The organism is Streptomyces lacaronensis (assembly GCF_047337785.1).
Lineage (GTDB): Bacteria > Actinomycetota > Actinomycetes > Streptomycetales > Streptomycetaceae > Streptomyces > Streptomyces lycopersici.
Genome location: NZ_JBLHDK010000003.1, coordinates 2762548 through 2782185, shown reverse-complemented (window position 1 = coordinate 2782185; position 19638 = coordinate 2762548). Strand labels below are relative to the sequence as shown.

Annotated in this window: 18 protein-coding genes; 16 read left to right on the top strand and 2 right to left on the bottom strand. The window is 71.1% G+C overall.

The annotated features are described in order from the left end of the window. Window positions 1-199 precede the first annotated feature (199 nt). The 15 genes from pgsA (at window position 200) to ACMTAK_RS11570 (ending at window position 16324) form a co-directional block, all read left to right on the top strand. Window positions 200-868 carry a phosphatidylinositol phosphate synthase gene (pgsA, locus tag ACMTAK_RS11640; RefSeq protein WP_413806144.1) on the top strand — a complete coding sequence of 223 codons (669 nt, stop codon included), beginning with the start codon at window positions 200-202 and terminating at the stop codon, window positions 866-868. Continuing rightward, a complete protein-coding gene (locus ACMTAK_RS11635) occupies window positions 865-1818 on the top strand; it encodes a phosphatidylinositol mannoside acyltransferase (RefSeq protein WP_413806143.1) in 954 nt (317 codons plus the stop codon). Before pgsA ends, ACMTAK_RS11635 begins: the two co-directional genes overlap by 4 nt. After that, window positions 1815-2975 carry a glycosyltransferase family 4 protein gene (locus tag ACMTAK_RS11630; protein WP_413806142.1) on the top strand — a complete coding sequence of 387 codons (1161 nt, stop codon included), beginning with the start codon at window positions 1815-1817 and terminating at the stop codon, window positions 2973-2975. The genes ACMTAK_RS11635 and ACMTAK_RS11630 overlap by 4 nt, the downstream gene beginning before the upstream one ends. Window positions 2976-3224: 249 nt before the next feature. Then, window positions 3225-3782, top strand: coding sequence for a hypothetical protein (locus ACMTAK_RS11625; protein WP_262700932.1), 558 nt, complete (start codon window positions 3225-3227; stop codon window positions 3780-3782). 226 nt (window positions 3783-4008) lie between these two features. Beyond that, window positions 4009-4929, top strand: a complete 921-nt coding sequence (gene pdxS / locus ACMTAK_RS11620; RefSeq protein WP_078559159.1) for a pyridoxal 5'-phosphate synthase lyase subunit PdxS — start codon at window positions 4009-4011, stop codon at window positions 4927-4929. A gap of 91 nt (window positions 4930-5020) precedes the next feature. Next, window positions 5021-5641 carry a pyridoxal 5'-phosphate synthase glutaminase subunit PdxT gene (pdxT, locus tag ACMTAK_RS11615; protein WP_413806141.1) on the top strand — a complete coding sequence of 207 codons (621 nt, stop codon included), beginning with the start codon at window positions 5021-5023 and terminating at the stop codon, window positions 5639-5641. A gap of 114 nt (window positions 5642-5755) precedes the next feature. Then, window positions 5756-6508, top strand: a complete 753-nt coding sequence (locus ACMTAK_RS11610; RefSeq protein ID WP_020867089.1) for a YebC/PmpR family DNA-binding transcriptional regulator — start codon at window positions 5756-5758, stop codon at window positions 6506-6508. A gap of 148 nt (window positions 6509-6656) precedes the next feature. Beyond that, a complete protein-coding gene (gene ruvC, locus ACMTAK_RS11605; protein ID WP_413806140.1) occupies window positions 6657-7316 on the top strand; it encodes a crossover junction endodeoxyribonuclease RuvC in 660 nt (219 codons plus the stop codon). After that, window positions 7313-7933, top strand: a complete 621-nt coding sequence (ruvA, locus tag ACMTAK_RS11600; protein ID WP_413806139.1) for a Holliday junction branch migration protein RuvA — start codon at window positions 7313-7315, stop codon at window positions 7931-7933. The genes ruvC and ruvA overlap by 4 nt, the downstream gene beginning before the upstream one ends. Before the next feature lie 67 nt (window positions 7934-8000). Next, a complete protein-coding gene (gene ruvB / locus ACMTAK_RS11595; protein WP_413806138.1) occupies window positions 8001-9089 on the top strand; it encodes a Holliday junction branch migration DNA helicase RuvB in 1089 nt (362 codons plus the stop codon). A 273-nt stretch (window positions 9090-9362) separates the two neighbouring features. Then, window positions 9363-9917: a preprotein translocase subunit YajC gene (yajC, locus tag ACMTAK_RS11590; RefSeq protein ID WP_413806137.1), complete on the top strand. Its 555-nt coding sequence runs from the start codon at window positions 9363-9365 to the stop codon at window positions 9915-9917. A 151-nt stretch (window positions 9918-10068) separates the two neighbouring features. Beyond that, complete coding sequence (secD, locus tag ACMTAK_RS11585; protein WP_413806136.1) at window positions 10069-11865, top strand: protein translocase subunit SecD; 1797 nt, start codon at window positions 10069-10071, stop codon at window positions 11863-11865. A 1-nt stretch (window position 11866) separates the two neighbouring features. Further along, on the top strand, window positions 11867-12985 hold the full coding sequence (secF, locus tag ACMTAK_RS11580; protein WP_413806135.1) for a protein translocase subunit SecF: 1119 nt from the start codon (window positions 11867-11869) through the stop codon (window positions 12983-12985). A gap of 17 nt (window positions 12986-13002) precedes the next feature. Continuing rightward, the gene (locus ACMTAK_RS11575) at window positions 13003-13599 is read left to right on the top strand and encodes an adenine phosphoribosyltransferase (protein WP_413806134.1); all 597 of its coding nucleotides are present in this window, start codon (window positions 13003-13005) and stop codon (window positions 13597-13599) included. Between the two features lie 193 nt (window positions 13600-13792). After that, complete coding sequence (locus ACMTAK_RS11570) at window positions 13793-16324, top strand: RelA/SpoT family protein (RefSeq protein ID WP_413806133.1); 2532 nt, start codon at window positions 13793-13795, stop codon at window positions 16322-16324. 130 nt (window positions 16325-16454) lie between these two features. Here the strand turns inward: ACMTAK_RS11570 and ACMTAK_RS11565 are convergent, their stop codons facing one another. Together ACMTAK_RS11565 and ACMTAK_RS11560 are read right to left on the bottom strand one after the other, a co-directional pair. Beyond that, complete coding sequence (locus ACMTAK_RS11565; protein ID WP_413806132.1) at window positions 16455-17684, bottom strand: DUF349 domain-containing protein; 1230 nt, start codon at window positions 17682-17684, stop codon at window positions 16455-16457. A 209-nt stretch (window positions 17685-17893) separates the two neighbouring features. Then, entirely contained in the window at window positions 17894-18760 is an 867-nt protein-coding gene (locus tag ACMTAK_RS11560; RefSeq protein WP_413806131.1) for a peptidylprolyl isomerase, read from the bottom strand. A gap of 152 nt (window positions 18761-18912) precedes the next feature. On the opposite strand from ACMTAK_RS11560, the gene ACMTAK_RS11555 reads away from it, so the two are divergent. Beyond that, window positions 18913-19629, top strand: coding sequence for an MBL fold metallo-hydrolase (locus ACMTAK_RS11555; RefSeq protein ID WP_413806130.1), 717 nt, complete (start codon window positions 18913-18915; stop codon window positions 19627-19629). Window positions 19630-19638: the final 9 nt, after the last annotated feature.

Below are 19638 nucleotides of genomic sequence, written 5' to 3'. Positions count from 1 at the left end.
GCCTCCCGGTCGACACCTTGCGATACTTCGAGCTTTCCACCCCTGTAACGGTGCGTCCATACGTCACACATGCGGCCGTACCGCGCGCGGGGTCGCGGAGCCGTCCGACAGGTGCACGGCGCCCCTCCGGGGCGTGGCTACGATGGGCGCGCCGGTGGCCTCTTGACCACCCGGCCCGTTTCGACCCCCCGGGAAGGCCATGCTGAACAAGTACGCGCGTGCATTCTTCACGCGTGTTCTCACACCGTTCGCCGCCCTGCTGATCCGCCTCGGGGTCAGTCCCGACGCGGTGACCCTCACCGGCACCGCCGGCGTGTGCGCGGGCGCACTGGTCTTCTATCCCCGGGGGGAGTTCTTCTGGGGCACCGTCGTCATCACGCTGTTCGTCTTCTCCGACCTGGTCGACGGCAATATGGCGCGGCAGCTGGGGCGCTCCAGCCGCTGGGGCGCGTTCCTCGACTCCACGCTGGACCGGGTGGCCGACGGCGCGATCTTCGGCGGTCTGACGTTGTGGTACGCGGGCCGCGGGGACGACAATGTGCTGTGTGCGGTGACGATCTTCTGCCTCGCCAGCGGTCAGGTGGTCTCGTACACCAAGGCCCGCGGCGAGAGCATCGGCCTGCCGGTGAACGTCAACGGGCTGGTGGAGCGTGCCGAGCGGCTGGTGATCTCGCTGGTGGCGTGCGGCTTCTCGGGGCTGCACAAGTTCGGCGTGCCGCATATCGAGATCCTGCTCCCGATCGCGCTGTGGATCGTGGCCGTCGGCAGCGCGGTGACCCTCGTCCAGCGGGTGGTGACAGTGCGCCGGGAGGCCGCCGAGGCGGACGCCGGGGAGCGGACGGTGCCCCAGGAGGGCGAGGCGCGGTGAAGGAGAGGCTGACCGACGCGCTGTACGGACTCGGCTGGAGCGTGGTCAAGAAGCTCCCGGAGCCGGTCGCCGTGGCGCTGGGGCAGCGCATCGCCGACCAGACGTGGAAGCGGCGCGGCAAGGGCGTGCTGCGCCTGGAGGCCAATCTGGCGCGCGTGGTGCCGGATGCCTCGCCCCGGCGGCTGGCCGAGCTGTCGCGGGCGGGCATGCGCTCGTACCTGCGCTACTGGATGGAGTCCTTCCGGCTTCCGGCGTGGAGCCCGGAGCGCATACGGGGCGGCTTCGACGTCAAGGACGTGCACTATCTGGTGGACGGTCTCGCCGAGGGGCGGGGCGTGATCCTGGCGCTGCCGCACATGGGCAACTACGACCTCGCCGGGGCCTGGGTGACCACCCATCTGGGAGTGCCCTTCACCACGGTCGCGGAGCGGCTGAAGCCGGAGTCGCTGTACGACCGGTTCGTGGCCTACCGCGAGGGGCTGGGCATGGAGGTGCTGCCGCACCAGGGCGGGAGCGCCTTCGGGACGCTGGCGCGGCGGCTGCGCGCGGGCGGTCTGGTGTGTCTGGTGGCCGACCGCGATCTGTCGGCCTCCGGCGTGGAGGTGTCCTTCTTCGGCGAGCGCGCGAAGATGCCCGCCGGGCCCGCCGCGCTCGCCCTGCAGACCGGCGCCCTGCTGCTGCCGGTGACCCTCTGGTACGACGAGTCGCCCGTGATGCGCGGGCGGGTGCATCCGCCGGTCGAGGCGCCCGGGGACGGGAACCGCGCGGAGCGGGTCGCCGTCATGACCCAGGAGACGGCCGACGCCTTCGCCTCGGGGATCTCCGAGCACCCGGAGGACTGGCACATGCTGCAGCGGCTGTGGCTCGTGGACCTGGACCGCGGTCCCGGAAGCGCTGGAGGTCCCGAGGGCCCCGGCGGCCCTGGACGCCCTGAAACGGAGAAGTCTTGAGGATCGGGATCGTCTGCCCGTACTCCTGGGATGTCCCAGGCGGTGTCCAGTTCCACATCCGCGATCTGGCCGACCATCTGATCCGGCGCGGCCACGAGGTCTCCGTGCTGGCCCCGGCGGACGACGAGACGCCGCTGCCGCCGTACGTGGTCTCCGCCGGGCGCGCGGTGCCGGTGCCGTACAACGGCTCGGTGGCCCGGCTGAACTTCGGGTTCCTGTCGGCCGCGCGGGTGCGCCGCTGGCTGCACGACGGCGCCTTCGACGTCATCCACATCCACGAGCCCACCTCGCCCTCGCTGGGGCTGCTGGCCTGCTGGGCGGCCCAGGGGCCCATCGTCGCGACGTTCCACACCTCCAATCCGCGCTCCCGGGCCATGATCGCCGCGTATCCGATCCTCCAGCCGGCGCTGGAGAAGATCAGCGCGCGGATCGCGGTGAGCGAGTACGCGCGCCGGACGCTGGTGGAGCACCTCGGCGGGGACGCGGTGGTCATCCCCAACGGCGTCGATGTGGACTTCTTCGCGGACGCCGAGCCGAAGGAGGAGTGGCAGAGGGAGACGATCGGCTTCATCGGCCGGATCGACGAGCCCCGTAAGGGGCTGCCGGTGCTGATGCGCGCCCTCCCGAAGGTCTTCGAGGCCCGGCCGGGGGTGCGGCTGCTGATCGCCGGGCGGGGTGACGAGAAGGAGGCCGTGTCCGATCTGCCCGCTCCGCTGCGGGAGCGCGTGGAGTTCCTGGGGATGGTCAGCGACGAGGACAAGGCGCGGCTGCTGCGCAGCGTCGATGTCTACATCGCGCCCAATACGGGCGGCGAGAGCTTCGGCATCATCCTCGTCGAGGCCATGTCGGCGGGGGCAGCGGTACTCGCCAGCGATCTGGACGCGTTCGCCCAGGTGCTGGACGGGGGAGCGGCGGGCGAGCTGTTCGCCAACGAGGACGCGGACGCCCTGGCGGCGGCCGCGGTGAGGCTGCTGGGCGACGGGAAGCGGCTGGCCGAGCTGCGGGAGCGGGGCAGTCGGCACGTACGGCGCTTCGACTGGTCGACGGTGGGGGCGGACATCCTGGCGGTCTACGAGACGGTGACGGACGGGGCGGCGTCGGTGGCCGCCGACGACCGTACGGGGCTGTGGGCGCGGCTGGGGCTCGCGAGGGACTAAGCGCTCCGCTGGAAGTGTCGCGACGGGTCGTCGGTCGGCTGCGGTGCCGTCGTGGCTGGTCGCGCCCGCGCGGCGGAGCCGCACATCGGCACACCCCCGCGCCCCTTCGGGGCGCTGTCCGAACCGTAGCGGGCTTCCTCCGACCTGCTCAGGACCCGCCCGGAGGCGCCTCACACCGCCCCGCGCGGCGGCCCCGGCTGAGGGTTCCGCCCCGGACTCCGGGGGCGCCAGGCGGTAGCGTGGCGGGCCGTGAGCACCTTGATCTGGATCGCGGTCGCACTGGTCGTCATCGCCGTCTATCTGAGCTGGACCGCGGGACGCCTCGACCGGCTGCACAGCCGTCTGGACGCGGCACGGGCCGCGCTGGACGCGCAGCTGCTGCGGCGTGCCTCCGTCGCCCAGGAGCTGGCCACCGCCGGAGTGCTCGACCCCGCCGCCTCGATCGTGCTGTACCAGGCCGCGCACGCCGCCCGGCAGTCCGAGGAGGAGCACCGCGAGGTCGCCGAGAGCGAGCTGAGCCAGGCGCTGCGGGCCGTCTTCGAGGACAGTGCCCAGGCCGAGGCGGTACGGGAGGCGCCGGGCGGTGAGGACGCGCTGGGGGAGCTCACGGAGGCGGTAAGGCGGGTGCCGATGGCCCGGCGGTTCCACAACGACGCGGTGCGCGCGGCGCGGGCGCTGCGCCGCCATCGGACGGTGCGCTGGTTCCGGCTGGCGGGCCACGCTCCGTTCCCGCTCGCCTTCGAGATGGACGACGAGCCACCGGCGGCGCTGGGGCGGGTGCCGGGCACCGAGGAAGCCGAGCGCTGAGGAGCCCTGTGCCGAGGGGTGACCGCCCTTCGCGCGCCGATGATTCACCGGTCGTTTCGAGCCACCGGCCTTTGATTGGCCCTTGCCGATCCCCGCCCCGACGCGGTTTTGTCATTCGTGTAGCACACACGCTCATGACCTGGACCAGATGGCCGGGTCATGAACCGGTATCGAACGGCCCTACGATGGGCTCATCGCACTTTTCATTATCGAGTGAGGTCAAACCGTGTCCATCACGCCCGCCAGCACGTCCAACTCCGACGCCCCCGCGACCGGCACCGCCCGCGTCAAGCGCGGTATGGCCGAGCAGCTCAAGGGTGGCGTGATCATGGACGTCGTCACCCCCGAGCAGGCCAAGGTCGCCGAGGACGCCGGAGCCGTCGCGGTCATGGCCCTCGAGCGGGTGCCGGCCGACATCCGTAAGGATGGCGGCGTGGCCCGGATGTCCGACCCGGACATGATCGAGGGCATCATCAACGCGGTCTCCATCCCGGTGATGGCCAAGTCGCGGATCGGCCACTTCGTCGAGGCGCAGGTGCTGCAGTCGCTCGGCGTCGACTACATCGACGAGTCCGAGGTGCTCACCCCCGCCGACGAGGTCAACCACAGCGACAAGTGGTCCTTCACCACCCCGTTCGTCTGCGGAGCCACCAACCTGGGCGAGGCGCTGCGCCGGATCGCCGAGGGTGCGGCCATGATCCGTTCCAAGGGCGAGGCCGGTACCGGCAACGTCGTCGAGGCCGTGCGCCACCTGCGTCAGATCAAGGGCGAGATCGCCCGGCTGCGCGGCCTGGACAACCATGAGCTCTACGCGGCCGCCAAGGAGATCCGCGCCCCGTACGAGCTGGTCGCCGAGATCGCGCAGACCGGCAAGCTGCCGGTCGTGCTGTTCTCCGCCGGTGGCGTCGCCACCCCGGCCGACGCCGCGCTGATGCGCCAGCTCGGCGCCGAGGGCGTGTTCGTGGGCTCCGGCATCTTCAAGTCGGGCGACCCGGCCAAGCGCGCCGCCGCGATCGTGAAGGCCACCACCTTCTACGACGACCCCAAGGTCATCGCGGAGGCGTCCCGGAACCTCGGCGAGGCCATGGTCGGCATCAACTGCGACACCCTCCCCGAGTCCGAGCGCTACGCCAGCCGCGGCTGGTAACCGGCGCCCGTACGGCACCACATGGCACCACGCGCCCCGGCCCAGCGGTCCGGCGCGTGGTGCCCCTGACGTTCGAGAGGTCTTCGCTTCCGTGACTACGTCGTCCATACCGGCCAAGTCCACCGCCGACGCCCCCGTGATCGGTGTGCTCGCCCTCCAGGGCGATGTCCGCGAGCATCTCGCCGCGCTCACCGCGGCCGGGGCCACGCCCCGGCAGGTCCGCAGGCCCGAGGAACTCGCCGAGGTCGCGGCCCTGGTGATCCCCGGGGGCGAGTCGACCACCATGTCCAAGCTGGCGGTCATCTTCGGGCTGCTGGAGCCGCTGCGCGAGCGGGTCCGGGCCGGGATGCCGGTGTACGGTACGTGCGCGGGCATGATCATGCTCGCGGACAAGATCCTCGACGGCCGGGACGACCAGGAGACCATCGGCGGCATCGACATGATCGTGCGCCGTAACGCCTTCGGCCGTCAGAACGAGTCCTTCGAGGCCGAGGTCGACATCCAGGGCATCGAGGACGGCCCGGTCGAGGGGGTCTTCATCCGCGCGCCGTGGGTCGAGTCCGTGGGCGGCGGTGCCGAGGTGCTCGCGACGTTCGACGGGCACACCGTCGCCGTCCGTCAGGGCAACGTCCTGGCGACCTCGTTCCACCCCGAGCTGACCGGGGACCACCGGGTGCACCGGCTCTTCGTGGACATGGTGCGGCGCGCGTAGCGCTCCGTTGAGGGTGGTGGGAGACGGGAGGGCCGTCCTCGCCGCAGGCCGGGCCGATCCCGGTAGGATCTCAGGCGTTCGTACAGCAATGGGTTACGCGAAGGAGACAGGCGGATGTCCGGCCACTCTAAATGGGCTACGACGAAGCACAAGAAGGCCGTGATCGATGCCAAGCGCGGCAAGCTCTTCGCGAAGCTGATCAAGAACGTCGAGGTCGCGGCCCGGATGGGCGGTGCCGATCCGGAGGGCAACCCGACGCTCTTCGACGCCATCCAGAAGGCGAAGAAGAGTTCGGTTCCGAACAAGAACATCGACAGCGCGGTCAAGCGCGGTGCCGGTCTCGAGGCCGGTGGCGCCGAGTACGAGACGATCATGTACGAGGGCTACGGCCCCAACGGCGTGGCCGTCCTCATCGAGTGTCTGACCGACAACCGCAACCGCGCGGCCTCCGACGTCCGCGTCGCGATGACGCGCAACGGCGGCTCGATGGCCGACCCGGGCTCCGTGTCGTACCTGTTCAACCGTAAGGGCGTCGTCATCGTCCCCAAGGGCGAGCTCACCGAGGACGACGTGCTGGGCGCGGTCCTGGACGCGGGCGCCGAGGAGGTCAACGACCTCGGTGAGTCCTTCGAGGTCATCAGCGAGGCCACCGACCTGGTCGCGGTCCGTACCGCCCTCCAGGAGGCGGGCATCGACTACGACTCGGCCGATGCCAACTTCGTGCCCACGATGCAGGTCCAGCTCGAGGAAGACGCCGCGCGCAAGATCTTCAAGCTGATCGACGCTCTCGAGGACAGCGACGACGTGCAGAACGTCTTCGCCAACTTCGATGTCTCCGACGAGGTCATGGCCAAGGTGGACGCCTGACGGCGGATCGGCACGGCGGTCGACGACAGGGACGGGCCGGCGGGGCAGCACCCCACCGGCCCGTCGGCGTTGTCGGCGGGCGTTGTCGGCGGCAGCCGCTAGCCTGCGCAGGAACAGGTGGCCGAAGCGCGGTGAGGGGAGGGGCGCGGTGCGTGTGCTGGGCGTGGACCCGGGGCTGACGCGGTGCGGCGTCGGCGTGGTCGAGGGGGTCGCGGGCCGCCCGCTGCGGATGCTCGGCGTCGGCGTCATACGGACCGGAGCGGATACCGCGACCGCCGACCGGCTTGTCCTCATCGAGCGCGGCATCGAGGAGTGGCTGGACGCCCACCGGCCGGAATTCGTCGCCGTGGAGCGGGTGTTCAGCCAGCACAACGTCCGCACCGTCATGGGCACCGCCCAGGCCAGCGCCGTCGCCATGCTGTGCGCGGCCCGCCGCGGGCTGCCGGTCGCGCTGCACACCCCCAGCGAGGTCAAGGCGGCCGTCACCGGGTCCGGGCGCGCCGACAAGGCGCAGGTCGGCTCGATGGTGACCCGGCTGCTACGGCTGGACGCACCGCCCAAGCCGGCCGACGCCGCCGACGCGCTGGCGCTCGCCATCTGCCATATCTGGCGGGCCCCCGCGGCCAACCGCCTCCAGCAGGCCGTCGCCGCCCACCGCACCACGAGCCCCGGCAGCACCACGAGCCCCGCTCGCATCACTGACCCCGCCGGCACCACCGACCCCGCCCGTACCCCGAGCTCCGCCCGCCCGACGAGCCCCGCCCGTACCCCGAGCAGCGCGCGTACCACGAAAGGCCGTACCTCATGATCGCGTTCGTCTCCGGTCCGGTGGCGGCCGTCGCCCCGGACACCGCCGTGATCGAGGTCGGCGGGGTCGGGATGGCGGTCCAGTGCACCCCGGCCACCCTGGCCGGGCTGCGCGTCGGCCAGCAGGCCCGGCTGGCCACCTCCCTCGTCGTCCGTGAGGACTCGCTGACCCTCTACGGCTTCGCCGACGACGACGAGCGCCAGGCCTTCGAGCTGCTCCAGACCGCCAGCGGGGTCGGCCCCCGGCTGGCCCAGGCCATGCTGGCCGTGCACTCCCCGGACGCGCTGCGGCTCGCGGTGTCCACCGGGGACGAGAAGGCGCTCACCGCCGTCCCCGGTATCGGCAAGAAGGGGGCGCAGCGGCTGCTGCTGGAGCTCAAGGACCGGCTCGGCGAGCCGCTCGGCTCCGCCGTGCCCGGCGCCCGCTCGGCGGCCGCCCCCGGCTGGAGCGACCAGCTGCACACCGCGCTGGTCGGCCTCGGTTACGCCACCCGGGAGGCCGACGAGGCGGTGGCCGCCGTCACCCCGAAGGCCGAGGAGACGATGGCCGCGGGCGGTACGCCCCAGGTGGCTCAGCTGCTGCGGGCCGCCCTGCAGACCCTGAACCGCACACGGTGAGCCACCGCGGCCGCGGCTGGCCGCGACCGGCGGCACCCCCGAAGACGACATCGCGAGGCGAAACGCAGTGAACTGGGACGAGACCCCTCCGGCCACCGCCGACGACGCCCCGTCCGGCGCGGGCGGCAGGCTGGTGGGCGCCGACGCGGACGGCGACGACCAGGCGGTGGAGGCCGCGCTGCGCCCCAAGGACCTCGGCGAGTTCGTCGGCCAGGAGCGGGTCCGCGAGCAGCTGGACCTGGTGCTCAAGGCGGCCCGGCAGCGCGGCGGCACCGCCGACCATGTGCTGCTCTCCGGCGCGCCCGGGCTGGGCAAGACCACCCTCTCCATGATCATCGCGGCCGAGATGGGCGCGCCGATCCGGATCACCTCCGGCCCCGCCATCCAGCACGCCGGCGACCTGGCCGCGATCCTCTCCTCCCTCACCGAGGGCGAGGTGCTCTTCCTCGACGAGATCCACCGGATGTCCCGGCCCGCCGAGGAGATGCTCTACATGGCGATGGAGGACTTCCGCGTCGACGTCATCGTCGGCAAGGGGCCCGGGGCCACCGCCATCCCGCTGGAGCTGCCGCCGTTCACCCTGGTCGGCGCCACCACCCGGGCCGGGCTGCTGCCGCCCCCGCTGCGCGACCGTTTCGGCTTCACCGGCCATATGGAGTTCTACGCCCCGGCCGAGCTGGAGCGGGTCGTCCACCGTTCCGCCGGGCTGCTCGACGTGACCATCGACCCCGAGGGGGCGTCCGAGATCGCGGGCCGCTCCCGCGGCACCCCCCGGATCTCCAACCGGCTGCTGCGCCGGGTGCGCGACTACGCCCAGGTCAAGGCGGACGGCGTGATCACCCGCGAGATCGCCGCCAGCGCCCTGGCCGTCTACGACGTGGACGAGCGCGGCCTGGACCGGCTGGACCGGGCGGTGCTCAGCGCCCTGCTCAAGCTGTTCGGCGGCGGGCCGGTGGGCCTGTCGACCCTGGCGGTCGCGGTGGGGGAGGAGCGTGAGACGGTGGAGGAGGTCGCCGAGCCCTTCCTGGTCCGGGAGGGGCTGCTGGCCCGTACCCCCCGGGGGCGGATCGGTACCCCGGCGGCCTGGGCGCATATGGGGCTCACCCCACCGCCGCAGACCGCCGCCGGTGGTCAGGCGGGCCTCTTCGAGACATGATGGGCCGGGGGCGCGGCAGGATGGTGCGTGACGTGCCATGACGGGCCGGACGGGCCGCGGCAAGGCATAAGCGCTCGCTTACCCTGCATCATGGCCTAGAGGACCAATAATGGCGGGGTCAGGAACCCCGGTACCGCGCCGGGCGTTGTTCCAGTGGCGTGGGCTCGCTTAGACTCCGCCGATGCCGTCCGTATGCCGTCCGCTCACTGTGCGGTATACCCACCCCCGTAGACCAGGCCGCTCCCCGCGGTCGTGTGAAGGAATTTCCGTCCCGTGAATATCGTGACTCTCCTGCCGTTCATCGTGCTTATCGGGGCCATGTTCCTGATGACGCGTTCGGCCAAGAACAAGCAGCGCCAGGCCCAGTCGATGCGCAATGAGATGCAGCCGGGTTCCGGCGTGCGGACCATCGGCGGCATGTACGCGACGGTCAAGGAGGTCCACGACGACACGGTCCTCCTCGAGGTGGCCCCCGGCGTGCACGCGATCTACGCGAAGAACGCGGTGGGAGCCGTCCTGCCGGACGACGAGTACAACCGTGTGGTGCACGGCATCGACCCCGACGAGGACGCCGCCGACACCCCTGTCGTTCCCGACGACGCCTCCTCGCTGACCGAGGCCGCCGACGCCGACTCGTCCGCCGAGAAGGCCGACGCGGCCGACGAGGCGGACGACGACGCGGTCGAGAAGGCCGACGCGGCCGACGAGGCGGACGACGAGGCCGGGAAGACGGACGTCAAGAAGATCGACCTCGGCAAGGACGACGCCGCCGCCGCGGCGGGCACCTCCGAGGACGACAAGCGGGACGGCGGCACCGACGCGAAGTAAGTCCGTCATCCGGGAACCGCGGCGCGCCCTCGATCGGTGCGCCGCGGTTCCCTGGACGGTCTAGGCTCCGGCGGGGGCTTGTCCCCACAAGACTTCGTGGCCGCCCCGCGCACACCCGATGCGGGGCGGTTGGACAGGGAGATACGAGAAGGTGGCAGCACCGAAGAAGGGCCGCAGGTCCTCCGGGTCACAGGGCAGGCCAGGGCGCCCCTTGGCCGTCATCCTGATCGCCATCGCGGCGCTGACCGGAGGCATGTTCGTCTCCGGTCACACCACGCCGCGACTGGGCATCGATCTCGCGGGCGGCACCAGCTTCACGCTGGAGGCCAAGAACCAACCGGGCAAGCCCAACGCGATCAACACGGACAACATGAACACCGCCGTGGGGATCATCGAGCGGCGGGTCAACGGTCTGGGTGTGTCCGAGGCCGAGGTCCAGACGCAGGGTGAGAAGCACATCATCGTGAACATCCCCAAGGGGACGAACGCGAAGCAGGCCCGGCAGCAGGTCGGCACCACCGCCCAGCTCTACTTCCGGCCGGTGGTCACGACCACCAGCGGCCAGAAGACCCCCGAGAAGCCCAACTCCACCCCCAGCCCGTCGGCCAGCGCCAGCGGCAAGGGCCAGGACAAGGGCGACGACAAGGGCGGCAAGCCGTCCGGTACGCCATCGGCCTCGTCATCGGCCTCCTCGTCCTCCTCCGCCAGCCCCAGCACCCAGGGGCGGGCCCTCTCCGAGGGCCTGAAGGCCGACGAGAAGCCCAGCGGGAGCCCCTCGCCGTCGAAGACCCCGAAGCCCGACCCGTCCAAGAGCCCGTCGGGCTCCAACAGTCAGGAAGAGCTGGCCAAGCAGTTCGCGAAGCTGGACTGCACCAAGCCGGCCGGACGCGCCGCGGCGGCCGAGAAGGCGGCCAACGCCAAGCCGACCGACTCGGTGCTGGCCTGCAGCCAGAAGGGCGACGCCAAGTTCGTCCTCGGCCCCTCCGAGGTCGAGGGCACCGACGTGGACGACGCCTCGTCGGTCTTCGAGAGCCAGAACGGGGCGGGCTGGATCGTCCAGCTCGACTTCAACAGCAAGGGCTCCAAGAAGTTCGCCAAGACCACCGGCGAGCTGACCAAGCAGCAGTCCCCGCAGAACCGCTTCGCGATCGTCCTGGACGGCGAGGTCGTCTCCGACCCCGAGGTCACCCAGGGCGCCATCACCGGCGGCCGGGCCACCATCTCCGGCGGCTTCACCCAGCAGAGCTCCGAGGACCTGGCCAACGTGCTGTCCTTCGGCGCGCTCCCGCTGTCCTTCGACATCGCCGACGAGACCACCGTCTCGGCCGCGCTCGGCGGTGAGCAGCTGAACGCCGGTCTGATCGCCGGCGCCATCGGCCTCGCGCTCGTCGTGATCTACCTGGTCGTCTACTACCGCGGTCTCGCCCTCGTGGCCATGGCCAGCCTCGGCGTCTCCGCGATCCTGACGTACACGATCATGGTGCTGCTCGGCCCCGGTATCGGCTTCGCGCTGAACCTCCCGGCGGTCTGCGGCGCGATCGTGGCCATCGGTATCACCGCCGACTCGTTCATCGTCTACTTCGAACGGATCCGCGACGAGATCCGGGAGGGCCGCTCGCTGCGCCCCGCCGTCGAGCGCGGCTGGCCGCGGGCCCGGCGCACCATCCTGGTGTCCGACTTCGTGTCGTTCCTGGCCGCCGCGGTGCTCTACATCGTCACCGTGGGCAAGGTGCAGGGCTTCGCCTTCACCCTGGGCCTGACCACGCTGCTCGACATCGCCGTGGTGTTCCTCTTCACCAAGCCGCTGATGACGATCCTCGCCCGCCGTCCGTTCTTCGGGAGCGGCCACTCGTGGTCCGGCCTTGACCCCAAGCGCCTCGGGGCCACGCCGCCGCTGCGCCGCCGCCGTTCCGCCGCCCCCGGCCCCGCCGACACGAAGGAGGCGTGAGATGTCGCGACTCGGCACTCTCGGCGCCAGGCTCTACCGAGGCGAGGTCGGTTACGACTTCGTCGGCAAGCGGAAGATCTGGTACGGCATCTCGATACTGATCACCATCACGGCCATCGTGGGCCTGGCGGTGCGCGGCCTGAACATGGGCATCGAGTTCTCCGGCGGCGCGGTCTTCACGACCCCCAACACCAAGGTCTCCAGCACCGATGTGCGCCAGGCGGCCGAGGACGCCTCCGGCGGCCACACCGTCGTCGTCCAGGAGCTCGGCCGCGGCGGGATGCGGATCCAGATCAGCGAGCTGGGCACCAAGGAGGCGCTGCCGGTCCAGGAGGAGCTCGCGAAGGAGCTGGGCGTCAAGACCAGCAAGATCGACACCCAGCTGGTCGGCCCGAGCTGGGGTGAGCAGATCGCCAGCAAGGCCTGGCAGGGTCTGGCGATCTTCATGGTGCTGGTGGTGATCTATCTCGCCATCGCCTTCGAGTGGCGGATGGCGCTGGCCGCCCTGATCGCCCTGATCCACGACCTCACCATCACGGTCGGTGTCTACGCACTGGTCGGCTTCGAGGTCACCCCGGGCACCGTGATCGGTCTGCTGACGATCCTCGGTTATTCGCTCTACGACACCGTCGTGGTCTTCGACGGTCTCAAGGAAGCGTCGAAGGACATCACCAAACAGACCCGCTTCACTTACAGCGAGATCGCCAACCGCAGCCTCAACTCGACCCTGGTGCGGTCCATCAACACCACGATCGTGGCGCTGCTGCCGGTCGGCGCGCTGCTGTTCATCGGCGGCGGTCTGCTCGGCGCGGGCATGCTCAACGACATCTCCCTGGCGCTCTTCGTCGGCCTCGCCGCCGGTGCGTACTCCTCGATCTTCATCGCGACCCCGCTGGTCGCCGATCTGAAGGAGCGCGAACCGAGGATGAAGTCCCTGGCCAAGCGGGTGAAGGCCAAGCGTGCCGCGGCCGCCAAGGCCGAGGCGGCCGACCCGGCCGCCGAGGAGGACGACGCGCCCGCCCTGGAGGACGCCGCCGCGGCCCCCGCCGGAGTCGTCGGCCAGCGCCGCCAGCCTTCCCGCAACCGGGGGCGCGGCCGGCCGTCGGGCAAGCGGCGATGAGCGGGGGAGCCTGGGAGATGACCGAGACGGCGAAGACCACGGCGGGCAGCCCGGACGGATTCGGCGGAGCCTCCGCCGAGGAGCTGCGCGCGCTGCTGCTCAGCCGCATCCAGGACGTGCCGGACTACCCCAAGCCGGGCGTGATGTTCAAGGACATCACCCCGCTGCTCGCCGACGCCGCGGCCTTCGGCGCGCTCACCGAGGCGCTCGCCGAGCTGTGCCTCCGGCACCGGGCGGACAAGGTGGTGGGCCTGGAGGCGCGCGGTTTCATCCTCGCCGCCCCGGCCGCGGTCCGCGCCGGAATCGGCTTCGTACCGGTCCGCAAGGCCGGCAAGCTCCCCGGGGCCACGCTCGCCCAGGCGTACGAGCTGGAGTACGGCACGGCCGAGATCGAGATACACGCCGACGCGCTGGAGCCCGGTGACCGGGTGCTGGTGATCGACGACGTGCTGGCCACCGGCGGCACCGCCGAGGCGTCCCTGAGGCTCATCCGGCGGGCCGGCGCCCGGATCGCCGGGGTCGCCGTGCTGCTGGAGCTCGGCTTCCTCGACGGCCGTGACCGGCTGCTGGGCTCGCTCGACAGCGCCCCGCTGGAGGCCCTGATCACGGTCTGAGCCGGGCTTGGAGCCCGTACACCGGGCCGGGAGGACCGCTGGAGGGCGGGGACGCGCACCGCCGGGTCCCCGCCCTCCGCCATGCCGCCCCGCGCCCCGTCATGCCCGGCTTGGCGGTCGAGAGGCAAGCGGAGTGGCGGGATCGATACCATGGCAGCCCGACCCTTTCGGGTCCGGACCGCTAGGAGTGCTCTTGCCAGACGAGGCCCAGCCGCTCTCGCCCAAAGTCCGTCCGGGCGGAACCCCCTCCGCACAGCCGGACGCGCCCACCGCCGCCGAGCCGACGGCGGACCCAGGCGTGCCCAGGAACAGCGGTGACGGCGCGGTCCGGCGCGGCCCCGAGCAGACCAGCCCGAAGCCCGCCGCGGGCCGTGGCAACAGCCTGCCCGCCACCACGCCCCCCGCGCGCCCCATACAGAGCCCCGCGCCCCGTTCGGGCTCGTCCAACCGCGTCCGGGCCCGTCTGGCGCGCCTCGGCGTCCAGCGCTCCAGCCCGTACAACCCGGTGCTTGAGCCGCTGCTGCGCATCGTGCGCGGTAACGACCCCAAGGCGGAGGCCGCGACGCTGCGCCAGATCGAGCGCGCGTACCAGGTGGCCGAGCGCTGGCACCGCGGCCAGAAGCGCAAGAGCGGCGATCCGTACATCACCCACCCCCTCGCGGTGACCACGATCCTGGCCGAGCTGGGTATGGATCCGGCCACTTTGATGGCCGGGCTGCTGCATGACACCGTCGAGGACACCGAGTACGGCCTGGACACCCTGCGCCGCGACTTCGGCGACCAGGTCGCCCTGCTCGTCGACGGCGTCACCAAGCTGGACAAGGTCAAGTTCGGCGAGGCGGCCCAGGCCGAGACCGTGCGCAAGATGGTCGTCGCCATGGCCCGGGACCCCCGGGTGCTGGTGATCAAGCTGGCCGACCGGCTGCACAACATGCGCACCATGCGCTACCTCAAGCGGGAGAAGCAGGAGAAGAAGGCCCGCGAGACCCTTGAGATCTACGCCCCGCTCGCCCATCGCCTGGGCATGAACACCATCAAATGGGAGCTGGAGGACCTCGCCTTCGCGATCCTCTACCCCAAGATGTACGACGAGATCGTGCGGCTGGTCGCCGAGCGGGCCCCCAAGCGCGACGAGTACCTGGCCGTCGTCACCGACCAGGTCCAGGGCGATCTGCGGGCGGCGCGGATCAAGGCGACCGTCACCGGCCGGCCGAAGCACTACTACTCCGTCTACCAGAAGATGATCGTGCGCGGCCGCGACTTCGCCGAGATCTACGACCTGGTGGGCATCCGGGTCCTCGTCGACACCGTCCGCGACTGCTACGCGGCGCTCGGGACCATCCACGCGCGGTGGAACCCGGTGCCGGGGCGGTTCAAGGACTACATCGCGATGCCCAAGTTCAACATGTACCAGTCGCTGCACACGACGGTCATCGGGCCCAGCGGCAAGCCGGTCGAGCTGCAGATCCGCACCTTCGACATGCACCGCCGCGCCGAGTACGGCATCGCCGCGCACTGGAAGTACAAGCAGGAGGCGGTGGCCGGCGCCTCCAAGGTGCGCACCGATGTGCCCCGTAAGGCGGGCAAGGACGACGCCATCAACGACATGGCGTGGCTGCGGCAGCTCCTCGACTGGCAGAAGGAGACCGAGGACCCGGGCGAGTTCCTGGAGTCCCTGCGCTTCGACCTGTCCCGCAACGAGGTCTTCGTCTTCACGCCCAAGGGCGACGTCATAGCGCTACCGGCCGGAGCCACCCCGGTCGACTTCGCCTACGCCGTGCACACCGAGGTCGGCCACCGTACGATCGGCGCCCGGGTCAACGGGCGGCTGGTGCCGCTGGAGTCCACCCTGGACAACGGCGACCTGGTGGAGGTCTTCACCTCCAAGGCGGCGGGCGCCGGTCCGTCCCGCGACTGGCTGGGCTTCGTCAAGTCGCCGCGGGCCCGTAACAAGATCCGCGCCTGGTTCTCCAAGGAGCGCCGCGACGAGGCCATCGAACAGGGCAAGGACGCGATCGTCCGGGCGATGCGCAAGCAGAACCTGCCCATCCAGCGGATCCTGACCGGCGACTCGCTGGTCACCCTCGCCCATGAGATGCGCTACCCCGACATCTCCGCGCTCTACGCGGCGATCGGCGAGGGCCATGTCTCCGCGCAGAACGTGGTGCAGAAGCTCGTCCAGGCGCTCGGCGGCGAGGAGGCCGCCAACGAGGACATCGCCGAGACCGCCCCGCCCATCCGCCGCACCAAGCGCCGCTCCAGCGCCGATCCGGGCGTGGTGGTCAAGGGCGTCGAGGATGTGTGGGTCAAGCTGGCCCGCTGCTGTACGCCGGTGCCCGGCGACCCCATCATCGGCTTCGTCACCCGCGGCAGCGGCGTCTCGGTGCACCGTGCCGACTGCGTCAACGTGGACTCGCTCTCCCAGCAGCCCGAGCGCATCCTCGACGTGGAATGGGCGCCCACCCAGTCGTCGGTCTTCCTGGTGGCCATCCAGGTCGAGGCGCTGGACCGGTCCCGGCTGCTGTCGGACGTCACCCGCGTGCTGTCCGACCAGCACGTCAACATTCTCTCCGCGGCCGTGCAGACCTCCCGCGACCGGGTGGCCACCTCGCGCTTCACCTTCGAGATGGGCGACCCCAAGCACCTGGGCCACGTCCTGAAGGCCGTACGCGGCGTGGAGGGCGTCTACGACGTCTACCGGGTCACCTCGGCCCGCGCCCGCTGAGAACGCGCCGCGGATCCGCTGAGGGGATCCGCTGAGGGGATCCGCTGGGAGGGTCCGCTGAGCACACGACGGCGGCGGCCCCCGGCGCCTTCGCACCGGGGGCCGCCGCCGTACGCGGATCAGCGCGCGCTCAGCCGCCGAACTCCTGGAGGCCCTTCAGCGCCTGGTCCAGCAGCGCCTGCCGGCCCTCGAGCTCCTTGGAGAGCTTGTCGGCCTTCGCGTTGTTCCCCGCCGCGCGGGCCGCGTCGATCTGGGACCGCAGCTTGTCGACGGCGTCCTGGAGCTGGCCGGTGAGTCCCGCGGCACGCGCCCGCGCCTCGGGGTTGGTCCGCCGCCACTCCGTTTCCTCGGCGTCCTGGATGGCGCGCTCCACCGCGTGCATCCGGCCCTCGATACGGGCGCGGGCGTCCCTCGGCACATGGCCGATGGCCTCCCACCGCTCGTTGATCGACCGGAAGGCCGCGCGGGACGCCTTGAGGTCCGAGACCGGCAGCAGCTTCTCGGCCTCGACGACGAGCTCCTCCTTACGGGTGAGATTCTCCCGCTGCTCGGCGTCACGCTCCGCGAAGACCTCGCTACGGGCCTGGAAGAAGACGTCCTGCGCACCGCGGAAGCGGTTCCACAGATCCTCCTCGGACTCGCGCTGGGCACGGCCCGCGGCCTTCCAGTCCGACATCAGCTCCCGGTACCGGGCCGCGGTCGGACCCCAGTCGGTGGAGCCGGAGAGCGCCTCGGCCTCGGCGACCAGCTTCTCCTTGGTCTGCCGGGCCTCCTCGCGCTGTGCGTCCAGGGCCGCGAAGTGCGCCTTGCGCCGCTTGGAGAACGCCGAGCGGGCGTGCGAGAAGCGGTGCCACAGCTCGTCGTCGGTCTTGCGGTCCAGCCGGGGCAGGCCCTTCCAGGTGTCGACCAGGGCGCGCAGCCGCTCCCCGGCCGCCCGCCACTGCTCGCTGGCGGCCAGCTGCTCGGCCTCGGCGACCAGGTCCTCCTTGGCCCTGCGGGCCTCGTCGGCCTGGACCGCCTTGGCCGCCTTGCGCTGCTCGCGGCGGACCTCGACCTCTCCGGCGAGCTTGTCGAGCCGCTTCCTCAGCGCTTCCAGATCGCCGACCACATGATGCTCGTCGACCTGCTGGCGGATGTGCCCGATGGCCGCCGTCGCGTCCTTGGCCGACAGATCGGTGGTCTTGACCCTGCGCTCGAGGAGGCCGATCTCGACGACCAGACCGTCGTACTTGCGCTCGAAGTAGGCGAGGGCCTCTTCCGGCGATCCCGCCTGCCACGATCCGACGACCTGCTCCCCGTCGGCCGTACGCACGTACACGGTCCCCGCCTCGTCGACGCGGCCCCAAGGCTCGCTGCTCACAGCGCCTCCTCCACATGATGCCGGGGCGGGCGCGCGGCCCGCGGGCATCGTCCACAGTTTCTTCCGGCCGGGATACGCCCTGGCCGGTCTCATATCAGGGTGGCGGCCATCGGGCCAGGCACCCTGCACAACGCCAACATAGGCGACCGGTGCCCCGGCTGTCCGTATCCTGCGCGACCGAAATTTCGCAGTACGCGAGCCCGGCGACCTCAGGACTTGCCGACGGTCGCCTTGTTGATCACCACGCTGGCGTTCGGGGCGGTGTTCATCGTCTGGTCCGGCGGAGCCGCCCCCGCGTTGGCGATCTTCTGCAGGACCTTCATCCCGGCCTTGTCCACGGTGCCGAAGGGCGTGTAGTCCGGCGGGAGGTCACTCTTCTTGTAGACCAGGAAGAACTGGCTGCCGCCGGTGTTCCGGCCCTGCTTGGTCTGCGGGTTGTACTGGTTGGCCATGGCGACGGTCCCCGCCGGGTACTTGCCGCCCTTGAGCGAGGCGTCCTTCAGGTTCTCGTCCGGGAGGGTGTAGCCGGGGCCGCCCGCGCCGGTGCCCTGCGGGTCACCGCACTGGAGCACGTAGATCCCCTGGTTCACCAGCCGGTGGCACTTGGTGTGGTCGAAGTAGCCCTTGCCCGCCAGGAAGCTGAAGGAGTTGACCGTGTGCGGCGCCTTGCCCGCGTCCATGGTCACGGAGATGTCCCCGCAGGTCGTCTCCAGCTTCATCGTGTAGGAGGCCGACTTGTCGATCGTGACCGCCGGCTCCTTCTTCCACGACAGCTTCTTGGGCTTCTTGCCCGCGACCGCCTTCGCCTCCTTGGCGCAGGGGTCGGGCGCCTTGCTGGTGGGGGCGGTCGAGGGGGTGGCGGAGGCGGCGGCGTCGTCCTTCTTCTTGTCCTTGTCGTTCCCGGACAGCGCGCCTGTGGCCGCGACTGCACCGCCACCGGCCAGCACCACGGCCAGCACGGCGGCGATCACCACATTGCGCTGGCGCGACTTGTGCCGGGCGGTTTCGCGCCGCTGCTGCTGCCGAAGGTATTTCTCCCGGGCGAGTTGCCGCCGCCGCTGCTCGTTACTGACCACCGGGTCGTCTCCTCATGGCGTGTGCCGTCGGTGTGCTGCTGTTGTGTACGAGGGCTCGGCCGTACCGTATACGGGTTCGCTGTGGCCGGGGCGCCGCCGGTAGGCTCTGAAGCCGCCGACAATCTTTCACCGGACGACTTCTAAGGACGATCGTGCTCATTGCCGGGTTCCCCGCCGGGGCCTGGGGGACCAATTGCTATCTGGTCGCCCCCGCCGCCGGTGAGGAGTGCGTGATCATCGACCCGGGCCACCAGGCGGCCCAAGGCGTTGCGGAGGCGGTCGCCAAGCACCGGCTCAAGCCCGTCGCCGTCGTTCTCACCCACGGCCACATCGACCATGTCGCCTCGGTCGTCCCGGTCTGCGGCGCGCATGACGTACCGGCGTGGATCCACCCGGCCGACCGCTACATGATGAGCGACCCCGAGAAGGCGTTCGGGCGCTCCATCGGCATGCCGCTGATGGGTGAACTCACCGTGGGCGAGCCGGACGACCTCAAGGAGCTGGCCGACGGCGCCGAGCTGGGCCTGGCCGGTCTGGAGCTCACCGTCGCGCACACCCCGGGCCATACCAAGGGGTCGGTGACCTTCCAGATGCCCGAGCAGGCGGACATCCCGTCCGTCTTCTTCGCGGGCGATCTGCTCTTCGCCGGCTCCATCGGACGCACCGATCTGCCCGGCGGCGATCACGCCGAGATCCTCGACTCGCTGGCCCGTGTGGTCCTGCCGCTCGACGACTCGACCGTGGTGCTGTCCGGCCATGGCCCCCAGACCAGCATCGGCCGTGAGCGCGCCACCAACCCGTATCTGCGCGAGGTGGCCGCCGGCCTGGGAGACGGCGCCCGGCGCCCGGCTCCGCGACGAGGAATGTGACGAGAGACT

Coding starts and splice junctions, on each gene's coding strand:
- pgsA (WP_413806144.1), top strand. CDS start 200: ATGCTGAACAAGTACGCGCGTGCATTCTTCACGCGTGTTCTCACACCG.
- ACMTAK_RS11610 (WP_020867089.1), top strand. CDS start 5,756: ATGTCCGGCCACTCTAAATGGGCTACGACGAAGCACAAGAAGGCCGTG.
- ruvA (WP_413806139.1), top strand. CDS start 7,313: ATGATCGCGTTCGTCTCCGGTCCGGTGGCGGCCGTCGCCCCGGACACC.
- secF (WP_413806135.1), top strand. CDS start 11,867: ATGTCGCGACTCGGCACTCTCGGCGCCAGGCTCTACCGAGGCGAGGTC.
- ACMTAK_RS11575 (WP_413806134.1), top strand. CDS start 13,003: ATGACCGAGACGGCGAAGACCACGGCGGGCAGCCCGGACGGATTCGGC.